Source organism: Nocardioides terrae (genome assembly GCF_900112345.1).
GTDB classification, from domain to species: Bacteria; Actinomycetota; Actinomycetes; order Propionibacteriales; family Nocardioidaceae; genus Nocardioides; species Nocardioides terrae.
The window spans coordinates 72769-91885 of sequence record NZ_FOLB01000006.1 but is presented as its reverse complement, the minus strand read 5'-3'; the positions used below and the strand labels follow the sequence as shown (position 1 = coordinate 91885).

Annotated in this window: 17 protein-coding genes and 1 riboswitch; of the genes, 6 read left to right on the top strand and 11 right to left on the bottom strand. The window is 72.4% G+C overall.

The window, feature by feature from the left end; genetic code table 11:
• Positions 1 to 2: 2 nt before the first annotated feature.
• A complete protein-coding gene (locus BM236_RS09770; RefSeq protein WP_091123034.1) occupies positions 3 to 2573 on the top strand; it encodes a glycoside hydrolase family 65 protein in 2571 nt (856 codons plus the stop codon).
• Positions 2574 to 2601: 28 nt separating this feature from the next.
• Entirely contained in the window at positions 2602 to 3453 is an 852-nt protein-coding gene (locus tag BM236_RS09765) for an EamA family transporter (RefSeq protein WP_091123032.1), read from the top strand.
• Positions 3454 to 3509: 56 nt separating this feature from the next.
• Here BM236_RS09765 and BM236_RS09760 read toward each other — a convergent pair whose 3' ends face one another.
• Positions 3510 to 4709, bottom strand: coding sequence for an MFS transporter (locus BM236_RS09760; protein WP_091123029.1), 1200 nt, complete (start codon positions 4707 to 4709; stop codon positions 3510 to 3512).
• 80 nt (positions 4710 to 4789) lie between these two features.
• Between BM236_RS09760 and BM236_RS09755 the strand changes: the two genes are divergently transcribed.
• The gene (locus BM236_RS09755; protein WP_217645286.1) at positions 4790 to 5794 is read left to right on the top strand and encodes a LacI family DNA-binding transcriptional regulator; all 1005 of its coding nucleotides are present in this window, start codon (positions 4790 to 4792) and stop codon (positions 5792 to 5794) included.
• Here the strand turns inward: BM236_RS09755 and BM236_RS09750 are convergent.
• The 9 genes from BM236_RS09750 to gatC form a co-directional block, all read right to left on the bottom strand.
• Positions 5781 to 6629 carry an ECF transporter S component gene (locus BM236_RS09750; protein ID WP_245750239.1) on the bottom strand — a complete coding sequence of 283 codons (849 nt, stop codon included), beginning with the start codon at positions 6627 to 6629 and terminating at the stop codon, positions 5781 to 5783. The two genes, BM236_RS09755 and BM236_RS09750, sit on opposite strands and share 14 nt — an antisense overlap.
• Before the next feature lie 5 nt (positions 6630 to 6634).
• Positions 6635 to 8239 carry an ABC transporter ATP-binding protein gene (locus BM236_RS09745; protein ID WP_091123024.1) on the bottom strand — a complete coding sequence of 535 codons (1605 nt, stop codon included), beginning with the start codon at positions 8237 to 8239 and terminating at the stop codon, positions 6635 to 6637.
• On the bottom strand, positions 8236 to 9354 hold the full coding sequence (locus BM236_RS09740) for a CbiQ family ECF transporter T component (protein ID WP_091123022.1): 1119 nt from the start codon (positions 9352 to 9354) through the stop codon (positions 8236 to 8238). Before BM236_RS09740 ends, BM236_RS09745 begins: the two co-directional genes overlap by 4 nt.
• Positions 9351 to 10214, bottom strand: a complete 864-nt coding sequence (locus BM236_RS18690) for a hypothetical protein (protein WP_139230073.1) — start codon at positions 10212 to 10214, stop codon at positions 9351 to 9353. Before BM236_RS18690 ends, BM236_RS09740 begins: the two co-directional genes overlap by 4 nt.
• Positions 10211 to 11701: a prenyltransferase/squalene oxidase repeat-containing protein gene (locus BM236_RS09730; RefSeq protein WP_091123017.1), complete on the bottom strand. Its 1491-nt coding sequence runs from the start codon at positions 11699 to 11701 to the stop codon at positions 10211 to 10213. Before BM236_RS09730 ends, BM236_RS18690 begins: the two co-directional genes overlap by 4 nt.
• Before the next feature lie 170 nt (positions 11702 to 11871).
• Positions 11872 to 11992, bottom strand: a riboswitch (cobalamin riboswitch).
• 244 nt (positions 11993 to 12236) lie between these two features.
• Entirely contained in the window at positions 12237 to 13064 is an 828-nt protein-coding gene (locus BM236_RS09725) for an NYN domain-containing protein (protein ID WP_091123015.1), read from the bottom strand.
• A 57-nt stretch (positions 13065 to 13121) separates the two neighbouring features.
• Entirely contained in the window at positions 13122 to 14651 is a 1530-nt protein-coding gene (gatB, locus tag BM236_RS09720; protein ID WP_091123012.1) for an Asp-tRNA(Asn)/Glu-tRNA(Gln) amidotransferase subunit GatB, read from the bottom strand.
• Positions 14651 to 16162 carry an Asp-tRNA(Asn)/Glu-tRNA(Gln) amidotransferase subunit GatA gene (gene gatA, locus BM236_RS09715; RefSeq protein ID WP_091123010.1) on the bottom strand — a complete coding sequence of 504 codons (1512 nt, stop codon included), beginning with the start codon at positions 16160 to 16162 and terminating at the stop codon, positions 14651 to 14653. Before gatA ends, gatB begins: the two co-directional genes overlap by 1 nt.
• Complete coding sequence (gene gatC, locus BM236_RS09710) at positions 16159 to 16458, bottom strand: Asp-tRNA(Asn)/Glu-tRNA(Gln) amidotransferase subunit GatC (protein ID WP_091123008.1); 300 nt, start codon at positions 16456 to 16458, stop codon at positions 16159 to 16161. Before gatC ends, gatA begins: the two co-directional genes overlap by 4 nt.
• Positions 16459 to 16555: 97 nt before the next feature.
• On the opposite strand from gatC, the gene BM236_RS09705 reads away from it, so the two are divergent.
• From BM236_RS09705 to BM236_RS09695, 3 genes are all read left to right on the top strand, one after another.
• Positions 16556 to 16780 (top strand): transcriptional regulator, encoded by a 225-nt coding sequence (locus BM236_RS09705; protein WP_091123006.1) that lies wholly within the window; start codon positions 16556 to 16558, stop codon positions 16778 to 16780.
• A 90-nt stretch (positions 16781 to 16870) separates the two neighbouring features.
• Entirely contained in the window at positions 16871 to 17383 is a 513-nt protein-coding gene (locus BM236_RS09700) for a SigE family RNA polymerase sigma factor (RefSeq protein ID WP_091123335.1), read from the top strand.
• Positions 17376 to 18530, top strand: a complete 1155-nt coding sequence (locus BM236_RS09695; protein WP_091123005.1) for a hypothetical protein — start codon at positions 17376 to 17378, stop codon at positions 18528 to 18530. Before BM236_RS09700 ends, BM236_RS09695 begins: the two co-directional genes overlap by 8 nt.
• A 77-nt stretch (positions 18531 to 18607) precedes the next feature.
• Here BM236_RS09695 and BM236_RS09690 read toward each other — a convergent pair whose 3' ends face one another.
• The gene (locus BM236_RS09690; RefSeq protein ID WP_091123002.1) at positions 18608 to 19036 is read right to left on the bottom strand and encodes a CBS domain-containing protein; all 429 of its coding nucleotides are present in this window, start codon (positions 19034 to 19036) and stop codon (positions 18608 to 18610) included.
• Between the last annotated feature and the right edge of the window lie 81 nt (positions 19037 to 19117).

Genomic DNA, 19117 nt, shown 5'->3' with positions numbered 1-19117 from the left:
ACATGTCGGGCGTCGGCCCCGACCCGATGGACCGCGGCCGCTTCCCCGTCGACCCGTGGCGGCTGGTCGAGACCGGCTACAACCCCGACGACCTGGGGCTGACGGAGACGCTCTTCGCGGTCGGCAACGGCTACCTCGGCATGCGTGGCAACCCCGAGGAGGGACGCCCCGCGTTCGTCCACGGCACCTTCATCAACGGCTACCACGAGACCTGGCCGATCCGGCACGCCGAGAACGCGTTCGGCTTCGCGCGCACCGGCCAGACCATCGTCAACGTCCCCGACGCCAAGGTCATGAAGATCTACGTCGACGACGAGCCGCTCACCTTCGGCACCGCCGACCTGGAGGAGTACGAGCGCAGCATCGACTTCCGCGACGGCATGCTGCGCCGCAGCCTGATCTGGCGGACGCCGTCCGGCAAGCGCGTCCGCATCAACACCACCCGCGTGGTGTCGATGACCCAGCGCCACCTCGCCCTGCTCAGCGTGGAGGTGGAGATGCTCCATGGCGACGCACCGGTCGTGATCTCCTCCCAGCTGCTCAACCGGCAGGACGGGAAGGACGAGTACAACCTGACCCGGACAGCCCAGGGCGTCGGCATGGACCCCCGCAAGGCGGCGGCCTTCGAGGACCGGGTCCTGCTCCCCCGGATGAGCTACGCGACCGAGGAGCGGATGATGCTGGGCTTCCAGACCAACCGCTCGGGGATGACGCTCGCGGTCGCGGCCGACCACCGGATCAGCACGACCGACAGCTACGAGACGGTCGTCCGGGCCGAGGACGACAAGTGCAAGATGGTCTTCCGCGTCGACGCGACCGAGGGCACGCCGCTCCGGATCGAGAAGGTCGTCACCTACCACTCGTCGCGGGGCGTCCCCGTCCGCGAGCTGTCCGACCGGTGCGACCGGACCCTCGACCGGGCGCACCGGATCGGTGTCGCCCGGCTGCTCGAGGAGCAGGAGGAGTGGTTCCGGACCTTCTGGGACGCCGCCGACGTCAAGATCACCGCCGCCGGCGGCGTCCACGAGGACCCCACCACGGCGGCGCTCCAACAGGCGATCCGGTTCAACCTCTTCAGCCTCGCCCAGGCGACCGGGCGCGCCGACGGCCTCGGCGTGCCCGCCAAGGGCGTGACCGGCTCGGGCTACGAGGGCCACTACTTCTGGGACACGGAGGTCTACGTGATCCCGTTCCTGACCTACACCCAGCCGCAGCGGGCGCGGAACACCCTGCACTTCCGGTCGGTGATGCTGGGGGCGGCCCGCGACCGGGCGGCCGAGCTCGCGGCGAGCGGCGCGCTCTTCCCCTGGCGCACCATCAACGGCGAGGAGGCCTCGGCCTACTACGCCGCCGGATCGGCGCAGGTCCACATCGACGCCGACATCGCCTACGCCCTCACGAAGTACGTCCAGGCCGTCGGCGACCAGGGCTTCCTCATCCGGGAGGGCATCGACATCCTCGTGGAGACCGCCCGGATGTGGGCCGACCTCGGCTTCTGGCGCCACAACGGCGTGCCGTCGTTCCACATCCACGGGGTCACCGGCCCCGACGAGTACACGACCGTCGTCAACAACAACCTCTTCACCAACGTGATGGCCCGCTACAACCTCGAGCAGGCCGTCGCCGCGGTCGACCTGGTCCGCCGGCGGCACCCGCGCGACTATGCCCAGATGCGCGCCCGGCTCAAGCTCGACGACGGCGAGGTCGAGGAGTGGGCACGCTGCGCCAAGGGCATGCACATCCCCTTCGACGAGGGGCTCGGTATCCATCCGCAGGACGACTTCTTCCTCGAGCGCGAGGTGTGGGACCTCCCCAACACACCGCAGGAGCTGCGGCCGCTGATGCTCCACTACCACCCGCTGGTGATCTACCGGTTCCAAGTGCTCAAGCAGGCCGACGTGGTGCTCGCCCTCTTCCTCCAGGGCGACCGTTTCAGCCTCGAGGAGAAGCGGGCCGACTTCGAGTACTACGACCCGATCACCACCGGCGACTCGACGCTCTCGGCCGTGGTGCAGTCGATCATCGCGGCGGAGGTCGGCTACCACGAGGCGGCGCTGCGCTACTTCCACGACGCGCTCTACGTCGACCTGATGAACCTGCACGGCAACACCGTCGACGGGATGCACGTCGCCTCCACGGGCGGCGTCTGGTCGGCGCTCGTCTTCGGCTTCGGCGGGATGCGCGACCACGGGAACCTGAACGACGGCGGCACCCTCTCCTTCGACCCGCGGCTGCCGCAGCCATGGGGGTCGCTGAGCTTCAAGGTGCTCTGGCGCGGGACGCGGCTCGAGGTCCGGATCACGGAGGAGCGGATCGCCCTCCTGATCAAGGAGGGTCCGGGTCCGGTGGCGGTCAAGATCCGCGGGACGTCGTACGTCGTCCGCCAGGACGAGCCGCTCGTCGTCGAGCTGGCCCACCACGGCCCGCGCGCCTCCGGTCACGTGGACGAGGGCCCGCAGGTCGGCGGCACCCGCCCGGACGGGTCGACGATCACCGCCGCGGTGCCCGAGCCCAGCCTGGGCCCGACGACCGAGGAGCTGCAGATCCCCTTCTACCAGCCCGAGCAGCTCTAGCCCGCGGCGACGCATAGGCTGCGGCTCGATGTCCACGAGCCGCTTCCCCGTCCTGCTGGTCGTCGTCGGCATCGCGTCCGTCCAGCTCGGCGCCGCGCTGGCGAAGACGCTCTTCGACGAGGTCGCCCCGACCACGATCGTGTGGCTCCGGCTGTTCACCAGCGCGGTCGTGCTCGTGGCCTGGGCCCGGCCACGACTGCGCGGACGCAGCCGCGGCGACTGGGCCGTCGTCGTCGGCTTCGGCGTCGCGCTCGGCACGATGAACTGGGCGATCTACCAGGCGTTCTCGCGGATCCCGCTGGGCATCGCGGTGACGATCGAGTTCATCGGGCCGCTGACGCTCGCCGTCGTCGGGTCGCGGCGCGCCAGGGACCTGGTCTGGGTCGCGCTCGCCGCGCTCGGCGTGCTGCTGCTGGGGTTCGAGCGCGGCGACCTGACGGTCGCGGGGGTCGCCTTCTCGCTGCTGGCCGGGGCCGCCTGGGCGTCGTACATCCTGCTCAGCGCGCGGACCGGACGGCGCTGGGAGGGGCTGGAGGGGCTCGCGGCGGCGAGCATCGTGGCGCTGGTGCTGCTCAGCCCGCTCGCCCTGGGCGCGCACGCCGGCGACCTGGGGAGCGGCCACATCTGGGCCGTCGGCCTCGCGGTCGGGGTGCTGTCCTCGGTGATCCCCTACTCCTGCGAGCTGGTCGCGCTGCGGTCGCTGCCCCCCTCGGTCTTCGGGGTCCTGATGAGCCTCGAGCCGGCCGCCGCCGCCCTCGCCGGGTGGGCCGTCGTCGGCGAGCTGCTGAGCGCGGTGCAGTGGGTCGCGCTGACTTGCGTGGTCATCGCGAGCATCGGGATGACGCGGACCGCGCGGCCCGCGGTGCCGGTCGTCGACTGACCGCCGGTCGAGCCGATTCGGGTCTCCCGCACCTCTCGACCGGTTCGCGGCGCCGGTCAGCCGGCCGGCTCGAGCGTGCGGGCGGGTCTCGTGAGCACCCGTGCCCCGCCGGTGACGACGAGGACCGCCACGACCGCCGCGGCACCAGGGACGCCGAAGCCGGCCCGGGCGCCGTGCTCGCCGACCACCGACCCGGCGACCGCGGTGCCGACGGCCGCGCCGACCGTGAACACCGTGACGAGCCAGGAGAACGCCTCGGTGACCGTCCCGACGGGCGCATGGCGGTCGATGATCACGAAAGCGCACGCGATGCAGGGCGCGAGGAAGACGCCGGCGACCACGCTGAGCGCGGTCATCGCGACGCGCTCCGGCATGGCGATCAGCGGGACGTAGCCCGCGGCCAGCAGCGCGAGGAGGACCATCAGCCTCGGCTCCGGTTCGCCGCCCCACTGGCGGGCGCCGTACGCCGTCCCGCCGATGAGCGAGCCGAGCCCGAGCGCGGCCATCAGCCAGCCGTAGGTGGCGTCGCCACCGCGCGTGTCGGAGTAGGACAGCGCGGCGACCGTGATCGAGCCGAGCGCGACGCCGACGAAGAGGAACGCGGTGAGCATGACCAGGAGGGCGGGTGAGCGCAGTGCGCCGAGCCAGTGAGCCGTGCGCGGGGCCGAGCGCCACCCGGCCGAGGGCGGCGACGTGACGACGGCCAGCGCGCCGCCGACGCCGAGCAGCTGGAGCAGCAGGAGCGCCCCCTGGGCCGACCAGGCGGCCGCGCACAGGGTCAGCAGGAGCGGGCCGACCGTGAACATGACCTCCTGCGCCACGGCATCCATCGCGTAGGCGGTGTGGACCAGCTCGTTCCTGCTGAGCACGCTGGGCCAGAGCGCCCGGAGGCCGCCCTCGAGCGGCGGGGCGGAGAGTCCGGCGGCCGCGACGGCGGAGTAGGCGACGGCGAGGTGGTCGATGCCGACGAGCGCGAAGACAACGGTGGCACCCGCGGTCACGAGGGCCGCGGGCAGCTGGACGCGCGGCTGGCCCTGCAGGTCGACGAGCCGACCGAGGAGCGGCTGGCCGATCGCGTTGCCCACGCCGTAGACGGCCGCGAGGCCCCCGGCCAGCGCATAGCTGCCGCCCTCCTCGCGCACGAACAGCACCAGGGCGATCGCGGCGATCGCGTTGGGCAGCCGGCCGACGAGCGTGCCGGTGAGCAGGCGCGCGACGTGGCGGTGCCGGAGCACCTCGAGATAGCCCATCGCCATGCCCTTCGTTGTACGTATAACGTGCTGGGGTCATTCGTAACATCACTCCGTCCCGCCGAACAAGTCAGATCGGATGCCCCGTGCCGAGCCCCCGCCCCACCAGCCGAGACGTGGCCCAGGCCGCGGGTGTCTCGCAGGCGGCCGTCTCGATGGTGCTCGGCGAGAAGTGGCGGGGCAGGGTGTCCGCCGCGACCGCCGCGCGGGTCCGCGAGGCGGCCGCGACGCTCGGCTACCGGCCCAACCTCGCGGCCCGCCAGCTGCGACTGGGCAGCGCGCGGACGCTGCTGCTCGTCGTGCCGGCGCTGACGACGGAGTACTTCGCCGATCTCTACGCCGGCGCCGCCCGGGCGGCGGCCGAGCAGGACTTCGGCGTGATCCTCTACCTCTCGCCGACGGTCACCGCACCCGCCCGCGACCCGTTCGCCTCGGCCCAGAGCACCGTCGACGGGGTGCTGGCGTCGTCGATGTCGGCCGAGGCGCTCAGCACGATCCGGGGAGACCGGTTGCCGTTGGTGATGCTCGACAGCTCTCCCGACGCCGGTGCTCCGACGGTCAACGTGGACCTCGCCGACGGCGCCCGGCAGGCCGTCGAGCACCTGCTCGGACACGGCCACCGGCGGTTCGTGCACCTGTCCGCCGACGTGCCCTCGTGGACCTTCGAGGTCCGGGCCGGGGCGGTGGCGGCACGGCTCGCGTCGGTTCCGGACGCGTCGCTCCGCGTCGTCCCGACCGCGCTGACCGTGCCCGGTGGAGCCGCCGCCACGGCGGCGGCCCTCGACGAGGCGGGACCACGTCCGACCGCGCTGGTGTGCGATGACGACCGGATCGCGGCGGGTGCCTACAAGGAGCTGCGGCGACGGGGCCTGCAGGTCCCCCAGGACGTGTCGGTCGTCGCGCTCGACGACTTCGCGGTCGCCACCGCCGTCGACCCCGAGCTCACCGCGGTCCGCTTCGACGCCGAGCTCTTCGGCGAGCGCGGCGTCCGCGCGCTCCTCGCCCTGATCGCGGGGGCCGATCCGGACGACCGCGATGTCCCCGTGCAGCTCGTGGTGCGCGGGTCGACCGGCGCCGTCAGCCCCGGCTGACGGTGCGCGCCGGACGGCCTGTGTCCGTCACCGCGCGGTCGGCGTCCGTTGCGGCGTCGCCGGCTCCCACCTCGCCGGTCACCGTGGCCCGGCGGGCCGCCCGGCGCAGTGGCGTGAGCACCGCCCCGCCGAGCACGACGATGGCGACCGCCGTGGTGATCGCGCGGACGGAGTCATAGCTCGTCGTCGACGTGACCAGGGTGTAGCGAGCGAAGACCGCGAGGTTCTCCCCGAGGCCGGCGGCCGGGTCGAAGGCGAGCTGCTCGTGGTGACCGGGGATCGCCACCCCGGCGAGGAGGGGCCAACCCTGCAGGTTGAGCAGGAGGCCGTAGAGGTAGGAGACCACCACGCCGTAGCCGGCCAGCAACGCGATCTCCGCCCTGCCACGGGCTCGCGGGAGCAGGCCGGCGCCGAGGCCGATCCACGCCGTGCAGAGCATCTGGTAGGGCAGCCAGGGGCCGACGCCCGCGGTCACCAGGGCGCTGACGAACAGGCTGGTGCAGCCGAGCACGAAGCCGAACGCCGGGCCGTAGACCCGCCCGGCCAGGACGATGAGGAAGAAGACGAGCTCGACGCCGCCGGTCCCGGCCGAGACCCCGCGCAGCACCGCGTCGATCGCGGTCAGGACGCCCAGGATCGCGAGCACCCGAGGGTCGAGCCCGCCCTGGGCGAGCTCGGCGAGGACGACGGCCACGACGACCGGCAGCAGGGCGAGGAAGACGAACGGCGGCTGCACCTGCGTGCTGGAGGGGTCGTCGAGGAGCAGCGGCCAGGCCAGCGTGATCAGCCCGACCAGGCTGGCGATCGCCAGGATCAGCGCGGAACGGCGGGTCATCCGAATCATCGAATGCTGCCCTCCCGCGTCGCGAGGGCGGAGACGACCTCGTCCACCCGCAGCCAGGGCGCGCCGAGCACCTTGGTGACCTGGGGTGCGAAGGACGGCGACTCGGCGACGACCCGCCGCGTCGGGCCGGCGGAGACGACCTCGCCATCCGCGAGCACGACCACCCCGTCGGCGACCTGGGCGGTGAACTCGACGTCGTGGGTCGCCACCAGGACCGTCCGTCCCTGCGCGGCGAACCGGCGCAGCAGCGTCGCCAGGGCATGCTTCGCGGCGTAGTCGAGGCCACGGGTCGGCTCGTCCAGGAGCAGCGCGGGCGGGTCGGCGGCCAGCACGAGGCTCAACGCGACGGCGAGGCGCTGCCCCTCGGAGAGGTCGCGCGGATGGCGGTCACCGGGAATGCCCGGCACCAGCTGGTCGAGGATCTCGCGCGTCCGCGGGCCACCGGCCCGGCACTCCTCCTCCACGGTCTCGAGGTAGAGCAGGTCGGCGGCGGTCTGGGGCAGCAGGCCGACGTACGCGCGGCGCTGGTCGGGGCTCGCCTTCGCCGGGTCCGCGCCGGCCACCGTGACCGTGCCGCCGTTGCGCTTCTGGGTGCCCTGGAGCGTCCAGAGGAGCGTCGACTTGCCGGCGCCGTTGCGACCCATCAGCGCGGTGACGGTGCCCTCGGCGAGCGTCAGGCCGACCTCGTGGAGAGCCGCACGGGCGCCACGCAGGACCGTGACCTTGCGGGCTGCGACGGTCTCGACGCCGGCCGCTGCGGGCCCGGGCCCGACCGGCGGATCGTCGTCGAGGCCGAGGCTCCGAGCCATCCGGCGGGCGTCGCGGACCGTCAACGGGAGCGGGTCCCAACCGACGGCGCGTCCGAGCTCGACCAGCGGCGGTACGACGGGCGAGCCGGCCAGCACGCTTGCCGGCGCTCCGACCCGGACCGATCCGTCGCCGGTCAGCAGGGCGATGCGGTCGGCGAAGGGGATGACCCGCTCGAGACGGTGCTCGGCGAGCAGCACGCTGACGCCGAGGTCGTGCACCAGGCGGGTGAGCGTGGCCAGCACGTCCTCGGCGGCGGTCGGGTCGAGCGCGCTGGTCGGCTCGTCCAGGACGAGCAGTCGAGGGTGCATGGTCAGGACGGAGCCGATCGCGACCCGCTGCTGCTGGCCGCCGGAGAGCGTGCGCAGGTCGCGGTCGCGGAGGTCTGCGATGCCGAGCAGGTCGAGGGTCTCCTCCACGCGACGGCGCATCGTGGCCGGCGGCAGCCCGAGCTGCTCCATCCCGTAGGCCAGCTCCTCCTCCACGGTGTCGGTGACGAAGCCTGCCGCCGGGTCCTGACCGACGTAGCCGATGGCGGCGGCGCGCTCGCGCGGCGGCATCCGCACGATCGACGTCCCGTCCAGGAGCAGGTCGCCGCCGAGGGTGCCGCCCGAGAAGCGCGGGACGACGCCGGCGACGACGCCGAGCAGCGTCGACTTGCCCGATCCGGTCGGGCCGGAGACGAGCAGCAGCTCGCCCTCCTCGACGGCGAGGTCCACGTGGTCGAGCACGGGGTGCTCGCGTTCGGGGAGCGTGACGGTGATGCTTCGCAGCTCGAGCAGCGGGTGCTTCATGCCGCGACCTCCAGGTCCCGGCGCGAGGCGACGAGTCGCGGCGCCGGAGCGATCACGGCAGGGAGGAGCGCGACGATGACCCCGGCCAGGGCCAGGAGGCTGACCTGCGGCGACGCGTCGAGCGCCGGGGTCGCCACCGCGTAGTCGTGCTGCGCGACCCACGAGCCGACGGCACCGGCCACCGCGCCGGTCACCACCACCGCGGTCTCGGGCCAGCGCCAGGGGTCCGGGCGGTAGACGGTGCGCCTGACGCGTCGCCCGGCCGCCGCCATGCCCGCCACGCAGACGGCCACACCGGCCACCATCACGACGGCACCCCGGCTGACCGGCCCCCAGGAGCCGCCGAGGAAGGTCTGGTCGAGCAGGGCGTAGGCGCCGATGCAGACGCCGATCAGGCCGGTGACCATCAGCGTGCCGGTGACGCGGCGCTCGCGAGGCGTCGCGTCGCCGGCCCTGCCGTAGCCACGGGTGTCCATGCCCGCGGCGAGGACCAGCGAGCGCTCCAGGGCGTCCTCGAGGACGGGGACGAGGAAGCGGCGCAGCCGCCCCCGCTTCCCGCCGTGCCCGGCGCGCAGCCGCTGCGCGCGGTGCACCCGCTGGACGCTCTCGGCCAGCTGCGGGAGGACCGTCACGGCGACCACGACGGCGGTCCCGATCTCGTAGAGCGCGGGGGGCATCGTGCGCAGCAGCCGCTTCGGGTTCGCCAGGGCGTTGGCGGCACCCACGCAGATCACGATCGCGGCCAGCCGCAGACCGTCGTAGAGGCCGGCCAGGAGCGACTCGCGCGTCACCGGCCCGAGCAGGGTGATGCCGAGCACCCAGTCGGGCAGCGGGATCTGCGGCAGGTCGAACAGCACCGTGCCGCCGTACCCGCTGCCGAGCAGGATCCGGAAGCCGACCCGGATCGCGACGATGACGAACCCGGCCGCGACGTAGAGGCGGAAGGAGCGCGCCCACGGCTGGTCGGAGCGGCGCGCGCTCACCACGAGCGCGGCCACCCCGACCAGCAGCAGGAGCAACCACGGGTTGGTCGTCTGCGAGGCGTACGCCGCCAGCCCGATCGCCCAGAGCCACCAGGCGATCGGGTGGAGGTCGCGAGCCACGCGTCCGGTCATCGTGCCCTTCGGACCCAGGCCACGCCGCCGGCCGCAGCCGCGAGGAGGACGACGATGACCGGCGGCACCCAGCCCGGCAGACCGCCGCCGTCGCCATCGCTGTCCGCCGCGGTCGGCTGGGCGTCGACGTCCGTGCTGGTTGACTCCGTGGCGGTCAGCTCCGTGGTCGTCGGGCTCAGGGTCGCCGCCTCGGTCGAGGCCGGGTCAGCGGTGGGCGCCGCAGGCGCCGACGTGCCGGCCGTCGGGGTCGCGCCCGGCGTCGCCTTCGCCTCCGCCGAGGGAGTCACGCTGACGCCCGCGGCGGTCGGGGTCGGCGCCGCCGGCGCAGTGGACCGCTTCTTCATCGGCTTCGGGCTCGGGCGCTTCGTCGGTGCGGTCGACGGCGCCTCCGAAGTCACTGGAGCCGAGGGCCGCGGGAGTGGCTGAGGATCCGCGCCCGGCGTTTTCCGAGAGTTCGATGACTGCCACACGAATGCGACGCTGTCGCCGCTGCTGACCGGCTGGGTGTAGACACCCTGGCTCGCATAGGTCCACGCACCGCCTTGCTTGGAAACGAACAAGGCCCAGTAGGCGTTGGTCGCCATGCACTCCTTGCCTGGGTCCGGCTTGCTCGCGACTCGGCAGACGAAGCCCTGGCCGTCGTTCTCGAGCGTGACGCCCGCGCTCGTGAACGCGGTGGACGCCTTGGAGCCGGAGCCGCAGTCCGTCCGAACGCCGCCGCCGAGGTCGCCGAAGTCGACCACAACGCCGACGCCGGATCCCGAGCAGTACGCCGCTTGGGCCTGCGGCGCGCTCAGGCCGACGAACGTCGCCGTCGCCAGAAGAAGCGCGGCCAGCAGGCCGCCGAGCCTACGAGTCATCGGACAACCCTGATGTTCCTCTTGCCAACCCGGTCGGTGAAGCGGCCGGTCACGGTGATCGCCTTCCTGCCGGTCTTGGTCTTCTTGGCGACCTTCTTGCGCAGGGTGGCGGTGCCAGCAGTGTTGGCGACGGCGCTGCCGAGCCGCTTCTTGCCGAGCTTCACGGTCACCCGCTCGCCCGCCCAAAGGCCCCTGACGACGACCCTGACGCGCTTGCCACGCTTGATCTTCTTCGGCGCCGCGACCCCGAGCCTCGTCGCCGTGTTGATCCGCAGGGTGCCGGTCGCGGCGGCTCCGGAGGCGGTTTGCACCGAGAACGGCGTCGACGCAACGCCCGTGGGCGCGGTGACGGTTGCGGACGTGGCGCCGGCAGCGAGGAGCTGATGACCGCCACCGATACTGAGGCAAAGAGCGTCACCTGCGTTGGCGCCCACGATGTTGATCGACACCCGGGCTCCCGGAACGACGGGTGCCGCCTGCGTGAGGGTCGGCACCGGGTTGCCGGCCGGGAGCGCCGCGAGCGCGGCGAGGGACTGGGCGGTCACCGAAATCGCCGACCCCAGGGCGAACGCGTCGGCCAGGCCGTCGGTGCGGTTCGCTGCGTAGGTGTCGTCATCGTAGGAGAGGGCGCCACGGTCGCCGTCAAGCGGCGAGGCGCACACTCCGACGGGGGCCGCCTGGTGGCGACGGAGCCACGTCGCCGCCTTGGTGGCCGCCTCGATCTTGTCGCTGAGCCGCAGCGCGCGGCCGGCGATGCCGGTGCTGTTGCCGCTCACCCCGTAGTACTCGCTGAAGCTGCCGGAGGGGTCCTGGTGTGCCGTAAGCCAGTCAACGGCCCGCTCGAGAGCGTCGGTGACGGTGGCGTCCTTGGCCGGCAGTGCAGAGAGGAAGATCACCGCCGTGCCCGTGGCGTCGGGACTCGAGGAGGTTAGGTCGGGATCCGTCGAACCCGCATCGGCGGCACAGGTCTGGCCGGTTGCGTCGACGTCGCTGAACTTCGTACGGAAGCCGCCGTCCGTGCACTGCTGGCCGAGAAGATAGGTAAGCGCTTCGCCTGCGGAGGGCGCGGCTGCCTTTGCCAGCGCGAGCACGGCCCACGCCTGGGCGTCCGTGCCGGTGTAGGCGTTGAACGTGGAGTCGTAGAGCCTTCCCAGAGCAGCGGCGTCAGCAGTCCGTCCGCCGAGCGCCTCACCGCCCTGTGCAATGTGGCTGTCGACGTCGTCGACGAGGGCGTCGTCTTGGGAGCCCAGCGTCTGGGAAGCCCATGCGCCCTCCGCGGACTCCTGGCTGGATCGGTGATCGTCCGTCAGCGCGGCAGCGGCCGCGTTCTTCACGCTCATGGCGACGCTCGCCGCGTCCGCGGACCCAAGCTCATCGAGACTCTTCGCGAAGTCGGCGGTCGCACTGATGCTCGGCGCACTGCCGAAGCCCGGCAGCAGTCCGTTGCTGTCCGTCTGCGACTTCAGCCAGGCGGTGGCGTCGCCCAAAGCGACAGGCTTAGCCTCAGCGGCCTTGGCCGGGCTGGTTACAGCCGTCATGCCTCCGGCGGCAAGGGCGAGAGCCACCAATGGTGTTGCGATGCGCATGGCTTCCTTCCCGCTGCAAACGAACGGGAGAGCCCCAGGAGGACGCCCCGCCGTGTTCCTCGACAGCGTGGTGGTCAGGACGCTTCGCGGCGGGTGCTCCGGCTCGCCCTTCTCGGAAGGGCACACGGTTGCGGGTCAGCGCCGGGATCCCACCGGCTTCCCCCACGCGCGAGCGTGATGAATGTTCAGATGTTGCCCAGGTGGGCGGACGGCAGCCTATCCCGGCTGAGCAGACGTCACGAACCGCTGTCGCATGGTGAATCCCACATCCCTGGGAGGTGTCCGGCCTACGTGCGCCTGCGGGTGATCGAGATCTTGCCGTTGAATTGTCGTTCGCTGAGGTAGCGGGGGTCGTGGACGCGGTGGTGGTGGTGGTGGCGGCCCGCCCGGGGACAGAAGTGACCGCTGTTCCGGGAGGTCCAGAAGTGCCGGACCGTCAGCCCCGACCGGCCCGGGACTCCCGTACGTCGCGCACCGCGACGTTCTGCGAACCCTCGTCGCGGAGCTCGAAGAGGTCGATCGCCTTGAAAAGCTTGGTCCACGTCGCATAGCCGTAGTTGCGCGGGTCGAAGGAGGACTGGTTCCGGATGCGCTGCCCGACGGTGCTGACCCTGGCGAAGCCGTCGTCGTCGGCTGCCGACTCGATAGCACTGCGCAGGACGTTCATGAGCCGAGCGTCGCCCTTGAGGTCGTTGACCGACGGCGACGCGGCCGCCTTCTTCGCGGCCGCCTTGGCGGGGGCTGCCTTCTTTGCCGGCGCGGTCGCTCCGGTTCCCCCGGACGCGGCCGCCGAGGTCTCCGGCTCCGCCGTAGGTTCGCTCGCCTCCCCCGGCACCACGCGATCGAGCTCGGTGAAGCGGGTGCAGGCGCTCTTGAAGGGCGCCGGCGTCTTCCGTCGCCCATAGCCGTAGACCGCGCGCCCCTTCTCGCGCAGGTAGTGCACGAGCGGCGTGAAGTCCGAGTCGCTCGAGAGGATGGCGAAGGCGTCCGGCGACGCCGAGTGGAGGAGCTCCACCGCGTCGATCGCGAGCGCCATGTCCGAGGCGTTCTTGTGGGCCGTCAGGTCGAACTGCTGCATCGGCCTGATCGCCGCGTCGTGCAGCTCGGCGACCCAGGGCTTCAGGCCGGCCTTGGTCCAGTTGCCGTAGGCGCGGCGGATGTTGCACTCGCCGTACTCCGCGAGGTCGTTGAGGACGAAGTCGATCGTCTTCGCGCTCGCGTTGTCGGCGTCGATCAGCAGGGCGATGCGGCGGGGATCCGTCATGGCGCGAGCCTGCCACAACGGCGTTGGTCGCCGTCTGCGGCAGGCTCGCGGGTCAGCTCAGGCGAGCTTCTCCATGATGATCTCGCGCACCCGGGCGGCGTTCGCCTGACCGCCCATCGCCTTCATCACCGCACCGATGAGAGCGCCCGCCGCGGCGTGGTTGCCGCCGCGGATCTTCTCGGCGACGGCCGGCTGGGCCTCGATGGCGGCATCCACGGCGGCCGTGAGGGCGCCGTCGTCGGACACCACGGCCAGGCCACGAGCGGCGACGATCTCGGCCGGGGTGCCCTCCCCGGCGTACAGGCCCTCGAAGACCTGGCGGGCGAGCTTGTCGTTGATCGTCTTGTCGTCGATCAGCCGCTGCACCTCGACGATCTGGGCCGGGGTGACCCCGACCTCGTCGAGCGCGACGCCGGTGTCGTTGGCGCGACGCGCCAGCTCCGACATCCACCACTTGCGGGCCGCCTGCGGCGTCGTGCCCGCCTCGACCGTCTCGGCGATCAGGTCGAGCGCGCCGGCGGCGACGACGTCGCGCATCTCGAGGTCGGAGAAGCCGAACTCGGCCTGCAGACGCGTACGCCGGCCGGCCGGCGGCTCGGGCAGCGTGCCGCGCAGCTCCTCGACCCACTCGCGTGACGGGGCGACCGGGACGAGGTCGGGCTCCGGGAAGTAGCGGTAGTCCTCGGCGTCCGACTTCTCGCGGCCCGGCGACGTGGAGCCGTCGTCCTCGTGGAAGTGACGGGTCTCCTGCAGCACCTTGCCGCCCGCGAGGAGGATCCCCGCGTGCCGCGACATCTCGTAGCGCACGGCGCGCTCGACCGAGCGGAGGCTGTTGACGTTCTTGGTCTCCGACCGCGTGCCCAGCGCCCCCGAGCCCTTCGGCGCGAGCGAGAGGTTGACGTCGCAGCGCATCGAGCCCTGGTCCATCCGGACGTCGGAGACGCCGAGGGCCTTGACCAGGTCGCGCAGCGCGGAGACATAGGCCTTCGCCACCAGCGGCGCCTTCTCCCCCGCGCCCATGATGGGCCGGGTGACGATCTCGATCAGCGGGATGCCGGCCCGGTTGTAGTCGATCAGCGAGTAGTCAGCGCCGTGGATGCGGCCGGTCGTGCCGCCCACGTGGGTGGCCTTGCCGGTGTCCTCCTCCATGTGGGCGCGCTCGATCTCGATGCGGAACGTCTCGCCGTCCACGTCGACGTCGAGGTAGCCGTCGAAGGCGATCGGCTCGTCGTACTGCGACGTCTGGAAGTTCTTCGGCATGTCCGGGTAGAAGTAGTTCTTCCGCGCGAAGCGGCACCACTCGGCGATCTCGCAGTTGAGCGCGAGCCCGATCCGCATCGCGCTCTCGACCGCCTTGCCGTTGACGACCGGCATCGCGCCGGGCAGGCCGAGGCAGGTCGGGCAGACCTGGGTGTTCGGCGCCGCGCCGAAGCCGGTCGGGCAGCCGCAGAACATCTTCGTCGCGGTGTTGAGCTCGACGTGGACCTCCAGACCCATGGCCGGGTCGAACGACTCCAGCACGGTGTCGAAGTCGATGAGGGTCGGGCGTCGGTCGCTGGCGCTCCCCGCCAGCTTCGCTTCGGTCATCAGCTGCTCTCCTTCGACTGGTACGCCGCCGGGACGATCGGTCCGCCCCACTGCTCGAGCAGGGCCGCCTCGAGGGCGGCGCCGACGCGGTAGAGGCGGGCGTCCTCGAGCACGGGCGCGAGGAACTGGACGCCGGTCGGGAGCCCGTCCTCGCGCGAGGTGCCGGACGGGACCGAGATGCCCGGCACGCCGGCGAGGTTGGCCGGGATGGTCGCCAGGTCCTGCAGGTACATCGACAGCGGGTCGTCCACCTTCTCCCCGATCGGGAAGGCGGTGGTCGGCGCGGTGGGGCTGACCAGGACGTCGACGCTCTCGAACGCGCGCCGGAAGTCCTCGATGATGAGCGTGCGGATCTTCTGCGCCTGGCCGTAGTAGGCGTCGTAGTAACCGCTCGAGAGCGCGTAGGTCCCGATGATGATGCGGCGCTTGACCTCGTCGCCGAAGCCGGCGTCGCGGCTGACCTTCATGACCTCCTCGGCGCTCGGGCTGCCCTCGGGCGTGACCCGGCGGCCGTAGCGCATCGCGTCGAACTTGGCGAGGTTAGAGGAGCACTCGGCCGGGAGGATGAGGTAGTAGGCGGCCATCGCGTGCACGAAGCTCGGGAGGCTCACCTCGACGACGTCGGCGCCGAGCTTCTTGAGGATGTCGACCGACTCCTCGAACCGCTCGACGACGTCCGGCGCCCACGCGTCGCCCTGGAGCTCCTTGACCACGCCGACCCTGAGGCCGGACAGGTCGCCCTTGGCGCCCTCCCGGGCCGCCTCGATCAGCCCGGTCACGGGCGTGGGAACCGAGGTCGAGTCCTTCGGGTCGTGGCCGCCGATGAGCTCGTGCAGCAGCGCCGAGTCGAGCACCGTGCGGGTCACCGGGCCGAGCTGGTCGAGCGAGTTGGCCAGCGCGATGACGCCGTAGCGGCTGACGCTGCCGTAGGTCGGCTTCACGCCGACGGTCCCGGTCATCGCCCCCGGCTGACGGATCGAGCCGCCGGTGTCGGAACCGATCGCGAGCGGCGCCTGGAAGGCCGCCACGGCCGCGGCCGAGCCGCCGCCGGAGCCGCCGGGGATGCGGTCGTGGTCCCACGGGTTCCTGGTCGGACCGTACGCGGAGTTCTCCGTCGACGACCCCATCGCGAACTCGTCCATGTTGGTCTTGCCGAGGATCGGCAGACCGGCGGCCTTGATCCGAGCGGTCACCGTGCCGTCGTACGGCGGGATCCAGCCCTCGAGGATCCGCGACCCCGCGGTGGTCGGCAGGCCCTCGGTCGTGAGGACGTCCTTGATCGCGATCGGCACGCCGTCGAGCGCGTGCAGCGGGCTGCCCGCGCTGCGGCGCTCGTCGGAGGCGGCGGCCTGCGCCAGCGCTCCCGGGACGTCGACGTGGAGGAAGGCGTTCAGGTCGCCGTTGGTGGCGGCGATCTGGTCGAGGTGGGCCTGCACCAGCTCGACGCTGGTGACCTCGCCGGCGGCGAGGGCGTCGGCCTGCTCGGCGGCGGTCTTCCGGATCCAGCTCACTGCTCGTCCCCCAGGATCCGCGGGACGGCGAACTTGTCGTCCTCGCGCTCGGGCGCGGCGGCGAGGGCCTGCTCGGGGGTGAGGCACGGGACCACGACGTCCTCGCGGAACACGTTGGTCATCGGGATCGGGTGGGACGTCGGCACCACGTCGTCACCGGCCACGCCCTGGATCGACGCCACCGACTCGAGGATCACGTTGAGCTGTGGCGCCAGGTGGTCGAGCTCGGCATCGGATAGGTCGATCCGAGCGAGGTCGGCCAGGTGGCGCACCTCGCCACGGGAGAGTTCAGGCATGGGCGCAAGTCTAGGTGTCGGCCGGCGCGCCGCTCATCCCGGCCCGAGGCCGTCAACCAGGGTTGACATCGATCATTCGTCAACTAAGGTTGACGTCATGGCCGACCCCGTCCGCAGCGCGCTCGCCTCCGCCGACGGCGACGACCCCTACCGCGCCCTGCGGGAGATCCGGCTGGCCCGCGCCGCGATGACCGAGGAGCTCGACCGGGCGGAGGCGCTGGCCGTTCGCCGGGCCCGGGCCCAGGGCGCCAGCTGGCAGCTCATCGCGCTCGCCCTGGAGGTCTCCAAGCAGGCGGTGCACAAGAAGTACGGCCGCCGATGAGGCCGAGCCCGCGGAAGATTCCTCCGGAACCGGACCAACCGATCTGCCGCGGCGCGCATCTATCAGGGTGACCACGAGATGGGGACCCCGATGATCCGCAGACCCGGAGACGCGCAGTTCACGGCGTTCGTCCAGGACGCCTGGCGGCCGCTCTACCGCAGCGCCTACCTCCTCCTCGGCGAGCACGGTGCCGCGGAGGACCTCGCCCAGGCCGCGCTGACCAAGACGTACGCCGCCTGGGGCCGCGTCCGCGAGCCGGACGCCGCCTACGGCTACGCCAGGACCGTCCTGCTCAACGAGGCGCGGTCGCTGTTCCGGCGTACGTCGTGGCGGCGCGAGCTGCCCTCCGACGACCTGCCCGAGCAGACCCACGAGCCCGACCCCAGCGATCGTCCGGCCGTCCTGGACGCGCTGCGCCTGCTGCCGCCCCGTCAGCGTGCCGTGATCGTGCTGCGGTTCTACGAGGACCTCGACGTCGAGCGGACGGCCGACACGCTCGGTTGCTCGCCCGGGACGGTGAAGAGCCAGACCTCGGCCGCCCTGTCCAAGCTGCGCCGCCTGCTGGGCGACGCCGTCCTTCCCGAAGGAGCCCTCCATGACTGAGCGACTCAGCGCGCTGCTCCACGACGAGGCCCTGGACGTCCCGGTGCCGGCCGCGCCCGCCGAGGCGATCATCGCCGGCGGGCGCCGGACCCGCGTCCGTCGCCGGCTCGGCGCCGGCGCCGTGTCGGCGGCCGCGGCGGCGGCCGTCGCGGCCGTCTGCCTCATGCCGTCCGACGGGTCGGGGCTCAGGCTCGCGCCGGACCCGGCCGCGGCGAGCCCTCTCGACCCCGCCGGCTGGGCGGTCTCCGCCGGGTCCACCCTCTACCTCGGCAACGGGGCCACGGCCCAGCTGCCCGACAAGGTCAAGTCGATCTACTACACCTCCGCCGGCACGGTGGTGCGAACCGGCACCGTCGCCTACACCGACGCCCCGGACTCCGCCTACGCGCTCGTCGGCGACGACGGCCGCGTGCACAGCCTCGGCCTCGCGCTCGGTGACCGTGCGCCGAGCACCGACCCCCGGCTGCCCTACCTGGCTTACGCGCAGAGGCGGGGGAACACCGGCCACGACGCGTGGGACGTCGTCCTGCGCGACGTGCGGAGCGGGGACGTCGCCGTCTCGGTCCCGGTCGACGGCTCGTTCACCTGGGGCGGCTGGAACGCGCCGCCCGTCGCCCTCGACGGCGACCACGTGTACGTCGGGCTCGACGACGCCACCCTGGACGTGGACTGGCGTACCGGCGCAGTGTCCACGGCATCGCACCTCCCGGCCGCGCGCTTCCCCGAGAGCACGAGCGGCCGGGTCGCCCTGGAGAACAGGAGCGGTCAGCCCGTCCGCGTCGCCGAGGTCTCGACGGGCGCCTCGGTGGCCGAGCTGAGTCCTGGCGGAGGGCCGGGCGAGGGTCCGGCGGCCGTGAGCATCTCCCCCGACGGCCGTTTCGCGCTGCTCGTGCCGTGGCGCACGTGTGACGACGACAACGCGTGTGTCTACGACCAGCCCGCGTCCGAGGTCCTCCAGCTCGACGGCGGGCGGAGCGCGACCGTCGACCTCGGCGACCAGGTCGGCTGGACCCCCGACGGGCGTCTCATCCGGGTCACCGGCCAGGGCGTCGACCTGTGCTCGCCGGTCACCGCGGTGTGCGACCCGACGGGCATCCGCCTCGGCGAGGGGCCGGTGAAGGTCGGCGGGAACTCCTACGAGTCCTGACCGAGACGTGCTCCGCGGGACCCGCGACGCTCCGTTGAGCCCCGGGTCCCGCGGCAGTCTGTGGGTGGAACAACCAGTCAGTTGTTCGGGGGTGCTGACGAGACGACACCGACGAGCTCGCCGACGTCGTCCTCCGGCAGGGTCATCGCGAGGTCGGCGAGGCTGACCATGCCGACCACGGAGCGCCCCTCGACCACGGGCAGCCGGCGGACGTTGGCCCCCATCATCGTGCGCAGCGCGACCTCGACGCTGTCGCCGGCCCGGATCGTGACGGCGGAGCCCTGCGCGAGCTCGCCGACGGTGTGCTCGGCCGGGTTCCCGCCGGCGGCGATGCACTTCACGACGATGTCGCGATCGGTGATCATGCCCTTGATCTCACCGTCGTCGCCGCAGATCGGCAGCGCACCCACGTCCTGCATGCGCATGCGTCGAGCGGCGTCGACCAGGGTCTCATAGGGCTTCGCACACTCCGCCCCGCGCGTCATGATGTCGCGTGCGGTGGTCATCGGATCACTCCTCCCGGCCGGCCCTTCGCCGGCACTCGTGGACCACCCCGGTAACCCTCTGGGTGAACCACTCACCCCAGC